This is a genomic window from Flagellimonas yonaguniensis, assembly GCF_029193885.1.
GTDB lineage: Bacteria > Bacteroidota > Bacteroidia > Flavobacteriales > Flavobacteriaceae > Flagellimonas > Flagellimonas yonaguniensis.
The window spans coordinates 44,041-59,100 of record NZ_JARFVB010000018.1 but is presented as its reverse complement, the minus strand read 5'-3'; the positions used below and the strand labels follow the sequence as shown (position 1 = coordinate 59,100).

Sequence of the window (15,060 nt, the reverse complement as noted above, 5' to 3'; positions counted from 1 at the left end):
TTGGGAATAGATTAAAAAACGGACGGAATTATATATAGCAGACTTACCCCAAAGGGGTGGTAATAGTAATAGTGAAGGTAGATGAAAATGAATTCATAAAATTAAGGTTACTATCCGTTTGTTTTAACTCCATTGCTCTATAATGAGGTAATAAATGTAGTACTTTTGAATACTCCATCAAATTGTTGGTGTTGTTTTTTGCGAAATCTTTATAAATAACCTTTTTTTATTGCTGAATGAAAATTTTTACTGCACGTCAAATCTATGAAGCTGATAAATCCACAATTCAAAAAGAACAGATAAAGAGTCACGAATTGATGGAAAGGGCAGCTACCCAGTTGTTCGAGTGGATGCATTCCCGTTTGCGAGGTACCCAGGTCAATATCAAATTGTTCTGTGGAATAGGAAATAATGGGGGAGATGGTTTGGTGCTTGCCAGAAAGTTAAATGAACATGGTTACTCCATCAAGGTATATGTGGTCAATTATAGCGACAAGCGTTCAGAGGATTTCTTACTCAACTTGGAACGCTTGAAAGATGGGAAAGTGTGGCCCGACTTTATAAATGCGGAAAGTGATTTACCTGAGATTTCGCCCAACGATATTGTAGTGGATGCCATTTTTGGTATAGGACTCAATCGAGCCCCTGATGCTTGGGTCGGGAATTTGATCAAGCACATTAATAGTTCACGTGCATTTACCTTATCTGTTGATGTGCCTTCGGGCTTACCTGTGGATAGAGGTCCTTGGGAACCTTCGTATGTTGTCAATTCCAGTTATGTATTGAGTTTTCAGGTGCCCAAATTGGTTTTCTTTTTGCCCGAGACCGGAGTGTATGTCAATCAATGGGAGATTCTGGACATTGGATTGGATCAAGATTACATGATCAACACGGAAACTGATTTTGAACTGATCGGCCGACCCGAAGTATTGCCCATGTACCGACCCAGGCTCAAATTTTCGCATAAGGGAACCTATGGACATTCGGTCATTGTTGGTGGTAGTTATGGAAAGATTGGTGCTGTGCAACTGGCCAGCAATGCCTGCTTGAGTATTGGGAGTGGTCTGGTAACCGCATTTATACCTAAATGTGGTTATGATTCCTTGCAAACGGCAGTTCCTGAAGTGATGGTGCTGACGGGGTCTAGAGAGAAGAATATTTCAGGGATAGAAATTCCTTTTGAACCTTCTGTGGTTGGTATAGGTGTTGGCATCGGTCAGGATGATGATACGGTTTCAGCTTTTGGCAATTTTTTGAAAAGGGTGGATTCTCCCATGGTCATCGATGCGGATGGACTGAACATTTTATCCCAAAATCCTGAAATGCTCAAGGATGTTCCAGCCTTGTCGATTCTTACTCCACATCCGAGGGAACTGGAGCGATTGATGGGACAGTGGTCTTCTGATTTTGAAAAGTTGGAAAAGGCCAAAGCATTTGCTGCCCATTATAATTTGGTGTTAGTGATCAAGGGTGCGCATACGATTACGATTTATAATGGTAAAGGTTATGTGAACACAACTGGAAACCCGGGCATGGCAACTGCGGGCAGTGGAGATGTGTTGACGGGTATGATCACTGGCCTTGTGGCACAAGGATATTCCTCGGTCGAAGCTGCAATATTCGGAGTGTACCTGCACGGCTTGGCAGGGGATTTAGGAGTGTCGTCCAAAGGCTATGAGGCACTCAAGGCATCCAATATTGTGGAACACATAGGTAATGCCTTTTCGGATGTCTTTCGTCAACCTGAAATGGAACAGAAGGAAAGTGGTCAAAATTAAGCACTGTTTCTCCCTTTTTTTGATGCAAGTCTTTTTTGTACCCAAGCCAGAGCATTGTCAAACTCTATGAAGAATTCCATCGGCTTTTTATAGAACATCCTTTCAATATTGAAGTTGTGCATGTCTATTTCCTTTTTGGAAACAATGGCAAATGCCTTTAGATTGTCCATGCCCCTGAGGTAATTGTAAACGGTGGGGTCTACCGCATAGGAATTCTTTCTAAGGCTGATATAGCCAAAGTCTTTGTCTCTAAAGTGTATTTCCGAAATTCCAATGATTTGATAGGTCCTCTCTAATGTTATAGTAGCACCTTCATCAAAAGAAGCAACCATGTAGTTGTCGAAAACCTGTACGGTCCCAACTTCCAGTTGGTATTCGCGTACCACCACGGTCTTCTTTTTAGAAGTTATTTTCATCCCCAATGTAATTATAGTGTCTCGCATACGAAATTATGGGCGAAGGCCAGTCAACGGAAAAATAATAGATTAAACGATAAAATATCTTATGTATGGTAAATCCAGGGCATAAAAAAAGCTGACGACTGTCAGCTTTTTTTAAAACTTTATTTGAAATTACTTTTCGGCTTCGGGTGACTTTTCAGCCTTTTTTATTTTGATGGTAAGCTCTTCTTTCTTCTCATCCAAGTCCATAAAAATGCTATCTCCCTCTTCCAGTTTGGAGTTTACGATTTCCTCAGCGAGTGAATCCTCTATATACTTTTGGATGGCTCTCTTCAAGGGGCGTGCACCATATTGCTTGTCGAAGCCTTTGTCGGCAATATAGTCTTTGGCCTTGTCGGAAAGACTCAAATCATAACCAATTTCCTTGATTCTCTTGTACAATTTATCCAATTCGATATCGATGATCTTGTGGATATCCTCTCTTTCCAGTGGATTGAAGACCACTACATCGTCGATCCTGTTCAAGAATTCAGGTGCAAATGCTTTTTTCAATGCATTTTCGATCACACTTTTCTGATGGCTGTCCGCTTGTGCCTTTTTGGCTGCGGTACCAAAACCAACACCTTGTCCAAAATCCTTCAATTGTCTTGCTCCAATATTGGAAGTCATGATGATGATGGTGTTCCTGAAATCGATTTTGCGTCCAAGGCTATCGGTAAGGAATCCGTCGTCCAATACTTGCAACAACATATTGAATACGTCAGGGTGTGCTTTTTCAACCTCGTCCAATAAGACTACTGAATAGGGTTTACGACGTACTTTTTCCGTCAATTGCCCACCTTCTTCGTAACCTACGTATCCCGGAGGTGCACCTACCAACCGGGATATGGCGAATTTTTCCATGTATTCGCTCATATCGATTCGAATCAGTGCGTCTTCGGAATCAAATAGTTCTTTTGCCAATATCTTGGCCAACTGGGTTTTACCGACACCTGTTTGTCCCAAGAAAATGAACGAACCTATAGGTTTGTTTGGATCCTTGAGCCCAGCTCGGTTACGTTGGATGGCCCTGGCCACTTTGGAAACTGCTTCATCTTGACCGATAACGAATCCTTTGATAAGGTTGGGCAGTTCGGCCAATTTGTTGCTTTCCGTTTGTGCTATTCTGTTCACGGGAATACCGCTCATCATGGAAACCACGTCGGCAACATTGTCTTCTGTAACGGTTTCCCTGTGTAGTTTGCTTTCTTCTTCCCAGCGTTCTTGAGCGGATGCCAACTCTTTTTCGAGACGTTTTTCATCATCCCTGAGCTTGGCAGCTTCCTCGTATTTCTGTTTTTTAACGACGCTGTTTTTCAGTTCGCGGACGTCTTCGAGCTGGTTTTCCAGTTCCAGAATTTGTTTTGGCACGTCCATGTTGACGATATGTACTCTTGATCCTGCTTCATCCAAAGCGTCGATTGCTTTATCTGGTAAGAAGCGATCCGTCATGTAACGGTTGGTCAATTTGACACAGGCCAAAATAGCTTCGTCCGTATAATTTACGTTGTGGTGCTCTTCGTACTTGCCTTTGATGTTCATCAAAATTTCGATGGTCTCTTCCACAGAGGTAGGTTCTACCATTACCTTTTGGAATCGACGTTCCAAGGCACCATCCTTTTCTATGTATTGTCTGTATTCATCAAGGGTAGTGGCTCCGATACATTGTATTTCGCCTCTTGCCAAGGCGGGTTTGAACATGTTGGAAGCGTCCAAGCTTCCGGTTGCACCACCTGCACCTACAATGGTGTGAATCTCATCAATGAACAAGATGATGTCGTCATTCTTTTCCAACTCGTTCATCACGGCCTTCATACGTTCTTCGAACTGGCCACGGTACTTTGTACCTGCGACCAAAGAGGCAAGGTCCAAGGTTACCACCCTTTTGTTGTAAAGTATTCGGGATACCTTTTTGTTGATGATGCGCAATGCCAGCCCTTCGGCAATGGCACTTTTACCCACACCGGGTTCACCAATAAGCAGTGGATTGTTCTTTTTCCTTCTGCTCAATATTTGGGAAACCCGCTCAATTTCCTTTTCCCTGCCCACAACGGGGTCCAATTTGTTATCCTCGGCCAAACGGGTAAGGTCGCGTCCAAAGTTGTCCAACACTGGGGTCTTGGACTTTTTGCTTCCTTTTTGGGAAGCGCTTCCGGAGCCGAAGGAGCTTTCTTTACTATCTCCCATATCGTCTGTATCCCCGGGGAAAGATTCCGCTTGGGGGGTGTCTATATAGTCATCGTCACTGGTGATCATGGACTTGAACTGTTCCTTGACATTGTCATAGTCCACTTTCAGTTTGTGTAATAACTTGGTTGTCGGATCATTCTCGTTCCTTAGGATGCACAGCAATAGGTGCGCTGTATTGATGGAAGAACTCTGGAAAAGCTTTGCTTCCAAGAAAGTGGTCTTCAGGGCCCGTTCAGCTTGGCGGGTCAGGTGAAGGTTTTTCTTGTCCTTCTGAACCGTTCCTGTATTAGGGTTCGCTGGACTCAGAATTTCCACCTTTCTACGCAGGTGGTCCAAATCCACATCGAGTGCATCCAATATATTTATGGCTTTGCCATTTCCGTCTCTTAAAAGACCTAGCATAAGGTGCTCCGTGCCAATAAAATCATGGCCCAGTCTCAGGGCTTCTTCCTTGCTGTATGCTATAACGTCCTTTACGCGGGGGGAAAAATTATCGTCCATACGTTTCTTTTTCAGCAATTAAAATTAATAAAAGTATTGTTATGGTGGTCAAATACCGTACCCTTATTCGATAAAGTAGTGGTAAATGTCGGAATAATTCAGCTTTTTCAGCTATTTAACAAAGCTTTATTATCACATTGTTGACAATATCCCCAATGTTGATAATTTTTTTAATAAAGTATTCGCAAAGCGTTATAAAGGCTGCTATTTTCTGTATATTGCCATGATAATTTAACCACAAAAAATCAATAATAAATAAGCATGGCGGAAGGAGAAAAGTTAATTCCCATTAATATTGAGGATGAGATGAAATCTGCCTACATTGATTATTCAATGTCGGTCATTGTGTCACGTGCCCTGCCAGATGTTCGTGATGGTTTAAAGCCTGTTCACCGAAGGGTGCTCTATGGAATGCATGATTTGGGGGTCAGGTCCAATAGTTCGCATAAAAAATCTGCCCGTATCGTTGGGGAGGTATTAGGTAAGTATCACCCACACGGTGATTCTTCGGTTTATGATACCATGGTGCGTATGGCCCAGGAATGGAGCCTTAGGTACATGCTCGTGGATGGTCAGGGTAACTTTGGTTCCGTGGATGGGGACAGCCCTGCGGCAATGCGTTATACCGAGGCCAAAATGCGCAAGATCGCAGAGGAGATGTTGGCCGATATCGATAAGGATACTGTAGATCATCAACTTAATTTTGATGATACCATTGAAGAACCTACCGTATTGCCGACCCGTATACCCAATTTATTGGTAAACGGAGCTTCGGGTATTGCTGTAGGTATGGCTACCAATATGCCTCCGCACAACCTTTCCGAGGTAGTGGATGGCACTATAGCGTATATAGACAACCATGATATAGAGATAGATGAACTGATCACGCACATCAAGGCACCGGATTTCCCAACGGGAGGTCTTATTTATGGTTATGATGGCGTTAAAGAGGCCTTTCATACCGGTCGTGGTCGTGTGGTTATGCGTGCCAAGGCCACCATTGAAGAGGTTCAGGGCAAGGAAAGCATCGTTGTTACAGAGATTCCATATCAGGTCAATAAGGCGGACATGATCAAGAAGACAGCAGACTTGGTCAATGAAAAGAAAATAGAAGGGATTTCCACCATTAGAGACGAGTCCGATAGAAACGGAATGCGTATCGTTTATATTTTGAAGCGCGACGCCATCCCGAACATTGTGCTCAACATGTTGTACAAATATACGGCGCTTCAATCCTCTTTCAGTGTCAACAATATTGCGCTTGTCAATGGTAGACCGGAACTTTTAAACCTGAAAGATATCATTCACTATTTTGTGGAGCATAGGCACGAAGTTGTGGTACGAAGAACCAAGTTCGAGCTTAAAAAAGCTGAAGACCGTGCACATATTCTTGAAGGACTTATCATTGCTTCCGATAATATAGATGAAGTAATCGCAATAATCAGAGGCTCTTCCAATGTGGAGGAAGCCCGTAACAATTTGATTGAACGTTTTAAACTGACAGAGGTTCAGGCCAAGGCCATCGTGGAAATGCGTTTGCGCCAACTTACAGGTCTGGAGCAGGACAAACTGCGTGAGGAGCATGCCGAATTGTTGAAGACCATCGAGGATTTGAAGGATATCCTGGACAAAAAGGAACGTAGAATGCAGATCATCAAAGATGAACTTCTCGAAGTTAAGGAGAAGTACGGCGATGATAGAAGGTCCGAAATCAACTATGCTGGAGGTGATTTGAGCATTGAGGATATGATTCCTGATGAACAGGTGGTCATTACCATTTCCCATGCTGGTTATATCAAAAGAACATCCCTGTCAGAGTATAAGACCCAACATAGGGGAGGAGTGGGTCAAAAAGCATCCTCAACCCGAAATGAGGATTTCTTGGAGCATTTATTCGTTGGTACCAACCATCAATATATGTTGTTCTTTACCCAAAAAGGAAAATGTTTCTGGATGCGTGTTTTTGAAATTCCCGAAGGAAGCAGAACATCCAAGGGTAGAGCCATCCAGAATTTGATCAACATAGAGCAGGATGATAAGGTAAAAGCCTTTATCTGTACACAAGACCTCAAGGATGAGGATTATGTGAACAGCCATTTTGTGATCATGGCCACTAAAAAGGGCACTGTTAAAAAGACATCTTTGGAACAGTATTCCAGACCACGTCAAAATGGTATTAATGCCATCACGGTTAGAGAGGGCGATGAACTATTGGAAGCCAAGTTGACAACAGGTACCAGTCAAATATTCCTAGGTCTTAAATCTGGAAAAGCCATACGCTTTGAAGAATCCAAGACTAGACCTATGGGTAGAAATGCTTCAGGTGTACGCGGTATCAGATTGGCCGATGACAACGATGAGGTTGTGGGCATGGTTTCTGTCCATAACTTTGAGGACGATATTCTTGTGGTGTCCGAAAGGGGTTACGGTAAACGTTCCAATATCGAGGACTACAGAATTACCAATAGGGGGGGAAAAGGGGTGAAAACCATATCCATTACCGAAAAAACAGGAGGTCTAGTGGCCATCAAAAACGTAACCGATACCGATGATTTGATGATCATCAATAAATCGGGAATAGCCATCCGAATGGGTGTTGAAGACCTAAGGGTAATGGGAAGGGCTACACAAGGAGTTCGTCTTATCAACCTAAAGGATAACGATGCCATTGCGGCAGTTGCCAAAGTGATGAAAGAGGATGATCCCGTGGATGAAGTTGATATCAGGGATATAGAGGTCGAAGGAGAAGATGGCACGGCTATTGATGATGCTACGGACGAAAAAGAATAATTTGTATATTAAGTAATAATCATAAACACTAAATAATTTCAATTTTAAACATGAGAACAAAAATATTCATACTACTAGCCGTAGGAGTTTCCGCGATGGGCATTGCCCAGAAGGATGAAATGAAGACGGCGGAAAGGGCTTTGAAGGAAGGTGATGCCGCGGCGGCAAAAGCTGCTTTGGTAAGTGCAGCTTCCACTATTGGTTCGGCCAAGGAAAAAGACCAGGCCGAGTATTATGCACTTCTAGGGAATGTCAATTATGATTTGGCCCAAAAAGGAGAGGTATCCGCATTTCAAGAGGCTGTTGATGCTTACAACAAAGTAATCGAGATTGAAGAGGCTGATGGAAGATCCAAATACACTTCCGTTGCCCAAGAGAAAATGTCTCAAATGACTGCGGACTTGGTTAATGCTGCAGTAGAGGACAACCAAAACAAAAAATTCAGCGAGGCTGCTCAAAAATTGTACATGAGCTATACCCTTAGTCCAAAAGATACAGTATATCTTTATTATGCAGCCAATAGTGCTGTAAATGGACAGGATCTTGAAAACGCTTTGAAATACTACAAAGAACTCAAGGATTTGGATTACAACGGAGAATCCGTGACCTATACAGCTGTTAATGCACAATCCGGAGAGACGGAAACCATGGATAAGGCCACCCGTGATCTTTATGTGAAAGCAGGAACACACAAAGACCCTAAAGAAGAAGTAAGCCCATCCAAAAAGCCAGAGATCGTTAAGAACATTGCTTTGATCTACCAACAGATGGGGGAAAATGAAAAGGCCATTGAAGCCTATGCTGATGCAAGAGCTGAAAATCCTGAAGATGTGAACTTGGTGTTGGGCGAAGCCAACCTATATTACGCTATGGGGGATAAGGACAAGTTCAAGGAGTTGATGGGACAAGCCTCGACAATGGCTCCTGACAACCCTGATTTATTGTATAATATCGGTGTGATCAACATGGAGCAGGGGAACTTGGAAGATGCAAGGGATGCTTACAAAAAAGCATTGGCCATCGACCCAGGTTATATCAACGCCTTGTTGAACCTTTCCACAACCTATGTGAACGAAGGTAACGGTCTTATTGACGAGATGAATCAATTGGGAACTTCAAAAGCAGATATTGAGAAGTACGACGAGTTGAAGGATAAAAAAGATAGCCTATTCAGAGAGGGAGCTGCAGTCTTGGAAGATGCACTTCAGTCCAATCCTGATAATGAAAGTATCTTGACCCAGTTGAAAAATATCTATGGAGCATTGGGTGACAATGAAAACTTCATGAGAATCAAAAAGCTTTTGGGAGAGTAATCAAAATTCTTCCCACAAAAAAAGAGCCCCGATACATCGGGGCTTTTTTATATCACTTTTTTTATGACCCGTAATTGATGGGTATACAGTTTTTCTTCGGAATTGAAGATGCCCGTGTGATCGATTCGGTCAATACGTACATGGCCGTTGACATGGATAATGTAATTGTCCTTTAAAATAATGCCAACATGGTCTATAATACCTTCATTGTCATCGAAAAAAGCCAAATCACCAGGCTCGCTTTCTTCAATGAAGCTCAAGGCCTCTCCTTGCTTGGATTGTCCCTCCGCAGTGCGCTCCAGCGAATATCCGTTGATTTTGTATACCATTTGGGTAAAGCCGGAACAATCAATTCCAAAAGGAGTTTTCCCTCCGGCGATATAGGGTGCTTTTAAGTACATAATGGCTGTATCCACCAAACTGTCCTTTGGGTTTTTGCCCGTACAGGCGTTTCCTTCAAAAGCATGGTCGAGCAAGGAAGATGAATCTATCATGGAGCCCATAAGGATAGGCAATAACATACCGTCCGATGTACATATATGTGAAATGATATCGGAGCATATTCCATGTGGCTCTTGGGACTTGATTTCGTTGTAGATGTCCTCAGTAATGAATTGAAGTTGATTGTTGGGAATCCAACCTTCAAATTTGTCATAAGCCGTCCTGATCCTGCTCCATTTTTTCCTGCTCTCCAAAACCTTGAAATGCTCCCCATATAATAATTGGGATGACATTTCGGCACAATCGTCCGGGGTTGCTCTAATGGGAACAATACTTAGAGGACAAATACCATATTGCATTTACTGTACAGATTGAATCACTAATTTCTTTCCAAAACAATGGATGAAGCACCTCCTCCACCATTACAAATGGCCGCAGCTCCCAATTTGGCATTGTTCTGTTCCAATATATTCAACAATGTGATGGTAATTCGCGCTCCTGAACAACCTAGCGGGTGTCCAAGGGAAACCGCCCCACCGTTTACATTTACATTGGTATCGTTAAGACCAAGAATTTTCATATTGGCCAGACCCACTACTGAAAATGCTTCGTTGAACTCGAAAAAGTCAATATCCTCAATGGATACACCAGCCCGATTCAGGGCTTTGGGGAGTGCTTTCGCTGGAGCCGTGGTAAACCATTCAGGTTCTTGGGCAGCATCCGCATAACCTTTGATGGTGGCCAATGGGGTCAGACCAAGTTCTTTAGCTTTGTCCTCGCTCATCAAAACCACTGCGGCTGCCCCGTCGTTAATGGTAGAGGCGTTGGCAGCTGTAACGGTGCCATCTTTGGAGAAGGCCGGTCTTAAGGCGGGGACTTTTTCCAATTTCACGTTTTTATATTCCTCATCTTCGCTGACGATAACAGGTTCGCCTCTGCGTTGAGGCACTTCAACGGGAACCACTTCCTTATCGAACTTGCCACTTTTCCATGCTTCAGCAGAACGCATATAGGATTGAATGGCATAGGCATCTTGATCTTCCCTGCTGAATTTATATTTGGTTGCACATGCATCGGCACATACCCCCATGGCATTTTGGTCATAGGCATCAACCAATCCATCTTTCTGCATGCCATCTATCAAAGTTGCCGGACCAAACTTGGTACTGGTTCTCATATAGGCGTAATGCGGAATCAAACTCATGTTTTCCATCCCTCCGGCAACTACAATGGAGTTTTCCCCCAATGCAATGGACTGCGCTCCTTGCATAATCGTTTTCATTCCGGAGGAACACACCTTGTTCACGGTCGTACAAGGTACGGTATTGGGAATTCCTGCAAAAATCGCAGCTTGTCTAGCTGGTGCCTGCCCAGTGCCCGCTTGGACTACATTGCCCATTAATACTTCTTCCACAAGTTCGGGCTTGAGACTTATCTTGTCCAATGCTCCCTTGATTGCCACAGCACCCAATTTTGGAGCTGGAACGCTGGATAAAGCTCCCATAAAACTTCCAATAGGGGTTCTTGCGGCAGAAACGATCACTACTTTTTTCATATGTGCATTTTTACTCCTGCGAAAATACTAAATTTAAATGCAAACCGATAAGGAGCTCGACCAACTGACTTCTTAATTTATATTTTCTATTTTTGATGCTAACAGTTTTACGGAATGGGAAAAACTTTGGATAACGTATACAAACACCAATCACTGGTCTACAAGTACTTCCTGTATGTGGTGTCAGTGGCACTGATCGTGTTTTTTTTTCCAAAAGGAGGGAAGTTCAAATACGAATTTCAAAAGGGTAAGCCATGGCAGTACGAGAACCTGTATGCTCCCATGGATTTTTCCATACAAAAGACCCAGGAAGAGATACAGGAGGAACAATCTTCCATTCGAAGCAACAAAACGGATTATTACACCTATAACGCATCACTGGTTTCCGAGATGGAAAGTGAAGTGCAGCAAGAGCTCAATTCAGTTTTTCAATCGGAAAATTTTTCATCATCACAGCGACAGTCCTTGAGAACTGCCTCTGAAGAAATCATCGACGAGGTATATGTGCACGGGGTTTTTCAAAATCTGCCACAATCGGCATCCACCGTGGTGGTAAAGAGCAATCAGGCACAACCTATTTCGCCAAGTGATTATTTAAGTTTGGAACAGGCCAAAAAGAAGGTAGCCGAGCTTTTTGCCGAAGTGAATGTTGATGGCGGAAATCGTTTGCAATCCATAATCAAGAATAGCCTTAAGGCCAACCTTTTTTATGATGAGGTTCTTACGGAAAGCGCTCTCAATGATGAGCTTTCCAAGATTTCCTATACCCGTGGAGAGGTGGATCAAGGCCAATTGATCATTGCCAAGGGAGAAATAGTGGAGAATGAGGACTTTAAAATATTGAGCTCCCTTAAAGATGAATATGAATCCGAACTTTGGATGGGCAGCAATTACTACTTCATTTTATTGGGCTATATCATATTGGTGGCATTGGTGCTCATTATGCTGTTTTTGTTTCTAAAACGCTATAGGAACGAAATCTTCCAGAACAATAACAAGATAACCTTCATTTTCTTCAATATCTTGTTGATGGTGATCGCCACCACCTTGATGGTCAAGCATTACGAGAACTATATCTATATGGTTCCACTGTGCATTTTGCCATTGATCTTGAAAAACTTTTTTGATGCGAGGCTGGGGCTGTTTGTCCATGTGCTCACGGTATTGATTCTTGGTTTTGTGGTGCCCAACAGTTTTGAATACATTTTTCTACAGATCATTGCGGGTATCGTTACCATTCTAACAGCTTCTGAGCTGTACAAGAGGGCCAATCTATTTATTTCGGTCGGACAGATTACGTTGATTTATATCGTCGGGTATTTTGCCTTTCATGCCATTCATGAAGGTAATCTGGAAAACATTGAGTGGATATTGTTCGGGGTTTTCATTTTGAACGGATTGTTGACATTATTTGCACAACCACTGATCTATATGTTCGAGAAAATATTCGGGCTTGTTTCTGATGTATCCTTGTTGGAACTTTCGGATACCAACTCTAAATTGCTCAAGGAGCTTTCGGACAAGGCACCAGGGACCTTCCACCACTCATTGCAAGTTGCAAACCTGGCTGAAGCCGCGGCCAATGAAATTAGGGCCAATGCAATGTTGGTAAGAGTAGGGGCACTGTACCACGACATAGGTAAAATGGAGCGTCCAACATATTTTACGGAAAATCAGATAACCAGTGTCAACCCCCACGATGACCTTCCACCGAAGGAAAGCGCGAAGATCATTATTGATCACGTCATAAACGGGATAGAGATAGCTAGAAAAAACAATCTTCCAGATCGGGTCATTGATTTTATCAGGACCCACCATGGGACCACCTTGGTATACTATTTCTACAAAAAGCAACAAGAGTTAGATCAAGATGTGGATATGGAAGATTTTAAATATCCAGGACCGATTCCTTTTTCCAAGGAAACAGCTATTTTAATGATGTCCGATGCTGTGGAAGCAGCTTCCAAAAGCTTAAAGAACCCAACCTATGCCATAATTGATGAGTTTGTGGAAAAGATTGTAAAGGGCCAAATGCAGGCGAATCAGTATTTAAATGCCAACATTACGCTCAAGGAAATAGAAATGGTAAAGAAAGTGCTCAAGCTAAAGCTCACAAATATCTATCATTTGCGGGTGGAATATCCTGAATAGCAGGGGTGTGCTAAAAGTTCCAATAAAAAAGTGTAAAAATAGTTGCGATCTTACATCTGAAAAGGTACATTTGCATCCGCATTTTCAGAATGCACGTTCATAATAAATTGATTGGAGAGGTGCCGGAGTGGTAACGGAGCAGATTGCTAATCTGTCAGCGCGTAAGTGCTGCCCGGGTTCGAGTCCCGGTCTCTCCGCTTTTTCCAACATACTTCGGGGTGTAGCGTAGCCCGGTTATCGCGCCTGCTTTGGGAGCAGGAGGTCGCAGGTTCGAATCCTGCCACCCCGACAAAGAGGGTGTCAATAGACACCAATAAAAAGTTAACTGTATGATTTTCAATTGATTTCATTTTTTTTGATATCATACAGTTAGCTTTAAAATCAAAACAAAAGTTACCTATTCGGTTACCTTTTTTCGACCGGATTTTTTCACTACATTGGTAACTCCTTAGCATTTGACTTTCGCTTCGATTTGACTTTCGATATCAAATCGAGTATTAACTTAAAGTGAGAGTCTATGGGCACTACAAGAACTTTTAGCATCCATTTTTGGCTTAATATAGCCAAGAGAAACGGGGATTCGGCCCCAATTTATGCACGTGTAACGGTTGATGGAAAACGTGCAGAAATCAGTTTACAACGACAAACATCGGTTACCTATTGGGACACCAAAGCGAAGAAAACCACCTCCAGGACACCTGAGGGCAAGGCATTGAACACCTATCTGGACCAGGTATATGCCAAATTACTACAATGCCACAAACAGTTATCCGCTGAATTTGAGTTGGTTACGGCAAAATCCATAAAGGCTAGGTTCGTCGGGCATGACGAAAGACATAAAACTTTATTGGAATTAGTGGCGTACCACAACCAAAATATGAAAGGCGTACTCAAACCGGGGACGCTGAAGAATTACTATACCACCGAAAATTATATTCGAAGGTTTCTTGTTAGGGAAAAGAAGACCAATGATATATACCTAAAGCATCTGAAGTACAGTTTCATCATTGACTTTGAACAGTATCTGAGAAAAGGGCCATCCCTCCAAAATTCAAACCCTTTGAACAATAACGGTGTTATGAAACATTTGGAAAGGCTGCGTAAATTGATGAATCTGGCCATGGATCTTGAATGGCTGGAAAAAAATCCATTTACCAGGTATAAACTTAAATTCAAGAGATATAAAAAGGAATTTCTGTCCCAAGAGGAGCTGAAGCTTTTCCAAGAGGCCGATATTGAGGACAAGGGATATGGTATAGTACGGGACATTTTCGTGTTTTCATGTTATACCGGATTGTCATATACGGATGTCAGGTTGTTGGACAAAAGCAATATCGTGGTTGGTATTGATGGAGAACGTTGGATTTTTACCCAACGTGAAAAAAATGAACAACCCGTAAAAATCCCACTACTTGAAGTCGCAAAGCAGATTCTGGAAAAATATGAGGACCATCCCCATTTGAACCAAGGTAAATTACTTCCGGTATATTCAAACCAAAAAACAAATGCCTATTTAAAGGAAATAACAGCCTTATTGGGGATTTCCAAGAACCTTACCTTTCATTCGGCCCGGCATACATTTGCCACCACGGTAACACTATCGAATGGTGTTCCCATAGAAACCGTTTCAAAAATGCTGGGCCACACCAAGATTTCGACCACTCAGGTCTATGCAAGGGTCTTGGAAGAAAAAATCAGTTCGGATATGAGCGGACTGAGAAGGGCATTGAGCTTTTCCAACAATACAAGGGAAAGGGGCATTATTAATCTGTAAAAGAATATCGCCTTAACCAATATCATCGAAAGCTAAGCCCGCAAAAATTTGCCGGACAAGGGACGGCATAAAGCCGCTCCTTTGTCCCTATTTATATACTCTATTAAAAACCAAATTTCTTTAAAGA

Annotated in this window: 9 protein-coding genes and 2 tRNA genes; 7 read left to right on the top strand and 4 right to left on the bottom strand. The window is 42.6% G+C overall.

Annotated elements, in window-relative coordinates:
• Positions 1-236: 236 nt before the first annotated feature.
• Positions 237-1,778, top strand: coding sequence for an NAD(P)H-hydrate dehydratase (locus PY092_RS18090; RefSeq protein ID WP_275617168.1), 1,542 nt, complete (start codon positions 237-239; stop codon positions 1,776-1,778).
• Here PY092_RS18090 and PY092_RS18085 read toward each other — a convergent pair.
• Positions 1,775-2,194, bottom strand: a complete 420-nt coding sequence (locus PY092_RS18085; protein ID WP_275617180.1) for an STAS/SEC14 domain-containing protein — start codon at positions 2,192-2,194, stop codon at positions 1,775-1,777. The genes PY092_RS18090 and PY092_RS18085 overlap by 4 nt on opposite strands.
• Before the next feature lie 156 nt (positions 2,195-2,350).
• Positions 2,351-4,909, bottom strand: a complete 2,559-nt coding sequence (locus PY092_RS18080) for an ATP-dependent Clp protease ATP-binding subunit (protein ID WP_275617167.1) — start codon at positions 4,907-4,909, stop codon at positions 2,351-2,353.
• A gap of 261 nt (positions 4,910-5,170) precedes the next feature.
• Here PY092_RS18080 and gyrA point away from each other — a divergent pair, with 261 nt between their 5' ends.
• Positions 5,171-7,699: a DNA gyrase subunit A gene (gene gyrA / locus PY092_RS18075; protein ID WP_275617166.1), complete on the top strand. Its 2,529-nt coding sequence runs from the start codon at positions 5,171-5,173 to the stop codon at positions 7,697-7,699.
• A 50-nt stretch (positions 7,700-7,749) separates the two neighbouring features.
• Positions 7,750-9,012 carry a tetratricopeptide repeat protein gene (locus PY092_RS18070; RefSeq protein ID WP_275617165.1) on the top strand — a complete coding sequence of 421 codons (1,263 nt, stop codon included), beginning with the start codon at positions 7,750-7,752 and terminating at the stop codon, positions 9,010-9,012.
• Positions 9,013-9,059: 47 nt separating this feature from the next.
• Here the strand turns inward: PY092_RS18070 and PY092_RS18065 are convergent, their stop codons facing one another.
• Both PY092_RS18065 and PY092_RS18060 read right to left on the bottom strand, forming a co-directional pair.
• The gene (locus PY092_RS18065) at positions 9,060-9,812 is read right to left on the bottom strand and encodes a C40 family peptidase (RefSeq protein WP_275617164.1); all 753 of its coding nucleotides are present in this window, start codon (positions 9,810-9,812) and stop codon (positions 9,060-9,062) included.
• 20 nt (positions 9,813-9,832) lie between these two features.
• A complete protein-coding gene (locus PY092_RS18060) occupies positions 9,833-11,008 on the bottom strand; it encodes an acetyl-CoA C-acyltransferase (protein WP_275617163.1) in 1,176 nt (391 codons plus the stop codon).
• Positions 11,009-11,122: 114 nt separating this feature from the next.
• Here PY092_RS18060 and PY092_RS18055 point away from each other — a divergent pair, with 114 nt between their 5' ends.
• The 4 genes from PY092_RS18055 (at position 11,123) to PY092_RS18040 (ending at position 14,933) form a co-directional block, all read left to right on the top strand.
• The gene (locus tag PY092_RS18055) at positions 11,123-13,159 is read left to right on the top strand and encodes an HD family phosphohydrolase (protein WP_275617162.1); all 2,037 of its coding nucleotides are present in this window, start codon (positions 11,123-11,125) and stop codon (positions 13,157-13,159) included.
• Positions 13,160-13,272: 113 nt separating this feature from the next.
• Positions 13,273-13,356: transfer RNA gene (locus tag PY092_RS18050), tRNA-Ser, on the top strand.
• A 17-nt stretch (positions 13,357-13,373) separates the two neighbouring features.
• Positions 13,374-13,448: transfer RNA gene (locus PY092_RS18045), tRNA-Pro, on the top strand.
• A gap of 228 nt (positions 13,449-13,676) precedes the next feature.
• Positions 13,677-14,933 (top strand): site-specific integrase, encoded by a 1,257-nt coding sequence (locus PY092_RS18040; protein ID WP_163627792.1) that lies wholly within the window; start codon positions 13,677-13,679, stop codon positions 14,931-14,933.
• The last annotated feature ends 127 nt before the right edge of the window (positions 14,934-15,060 follow it).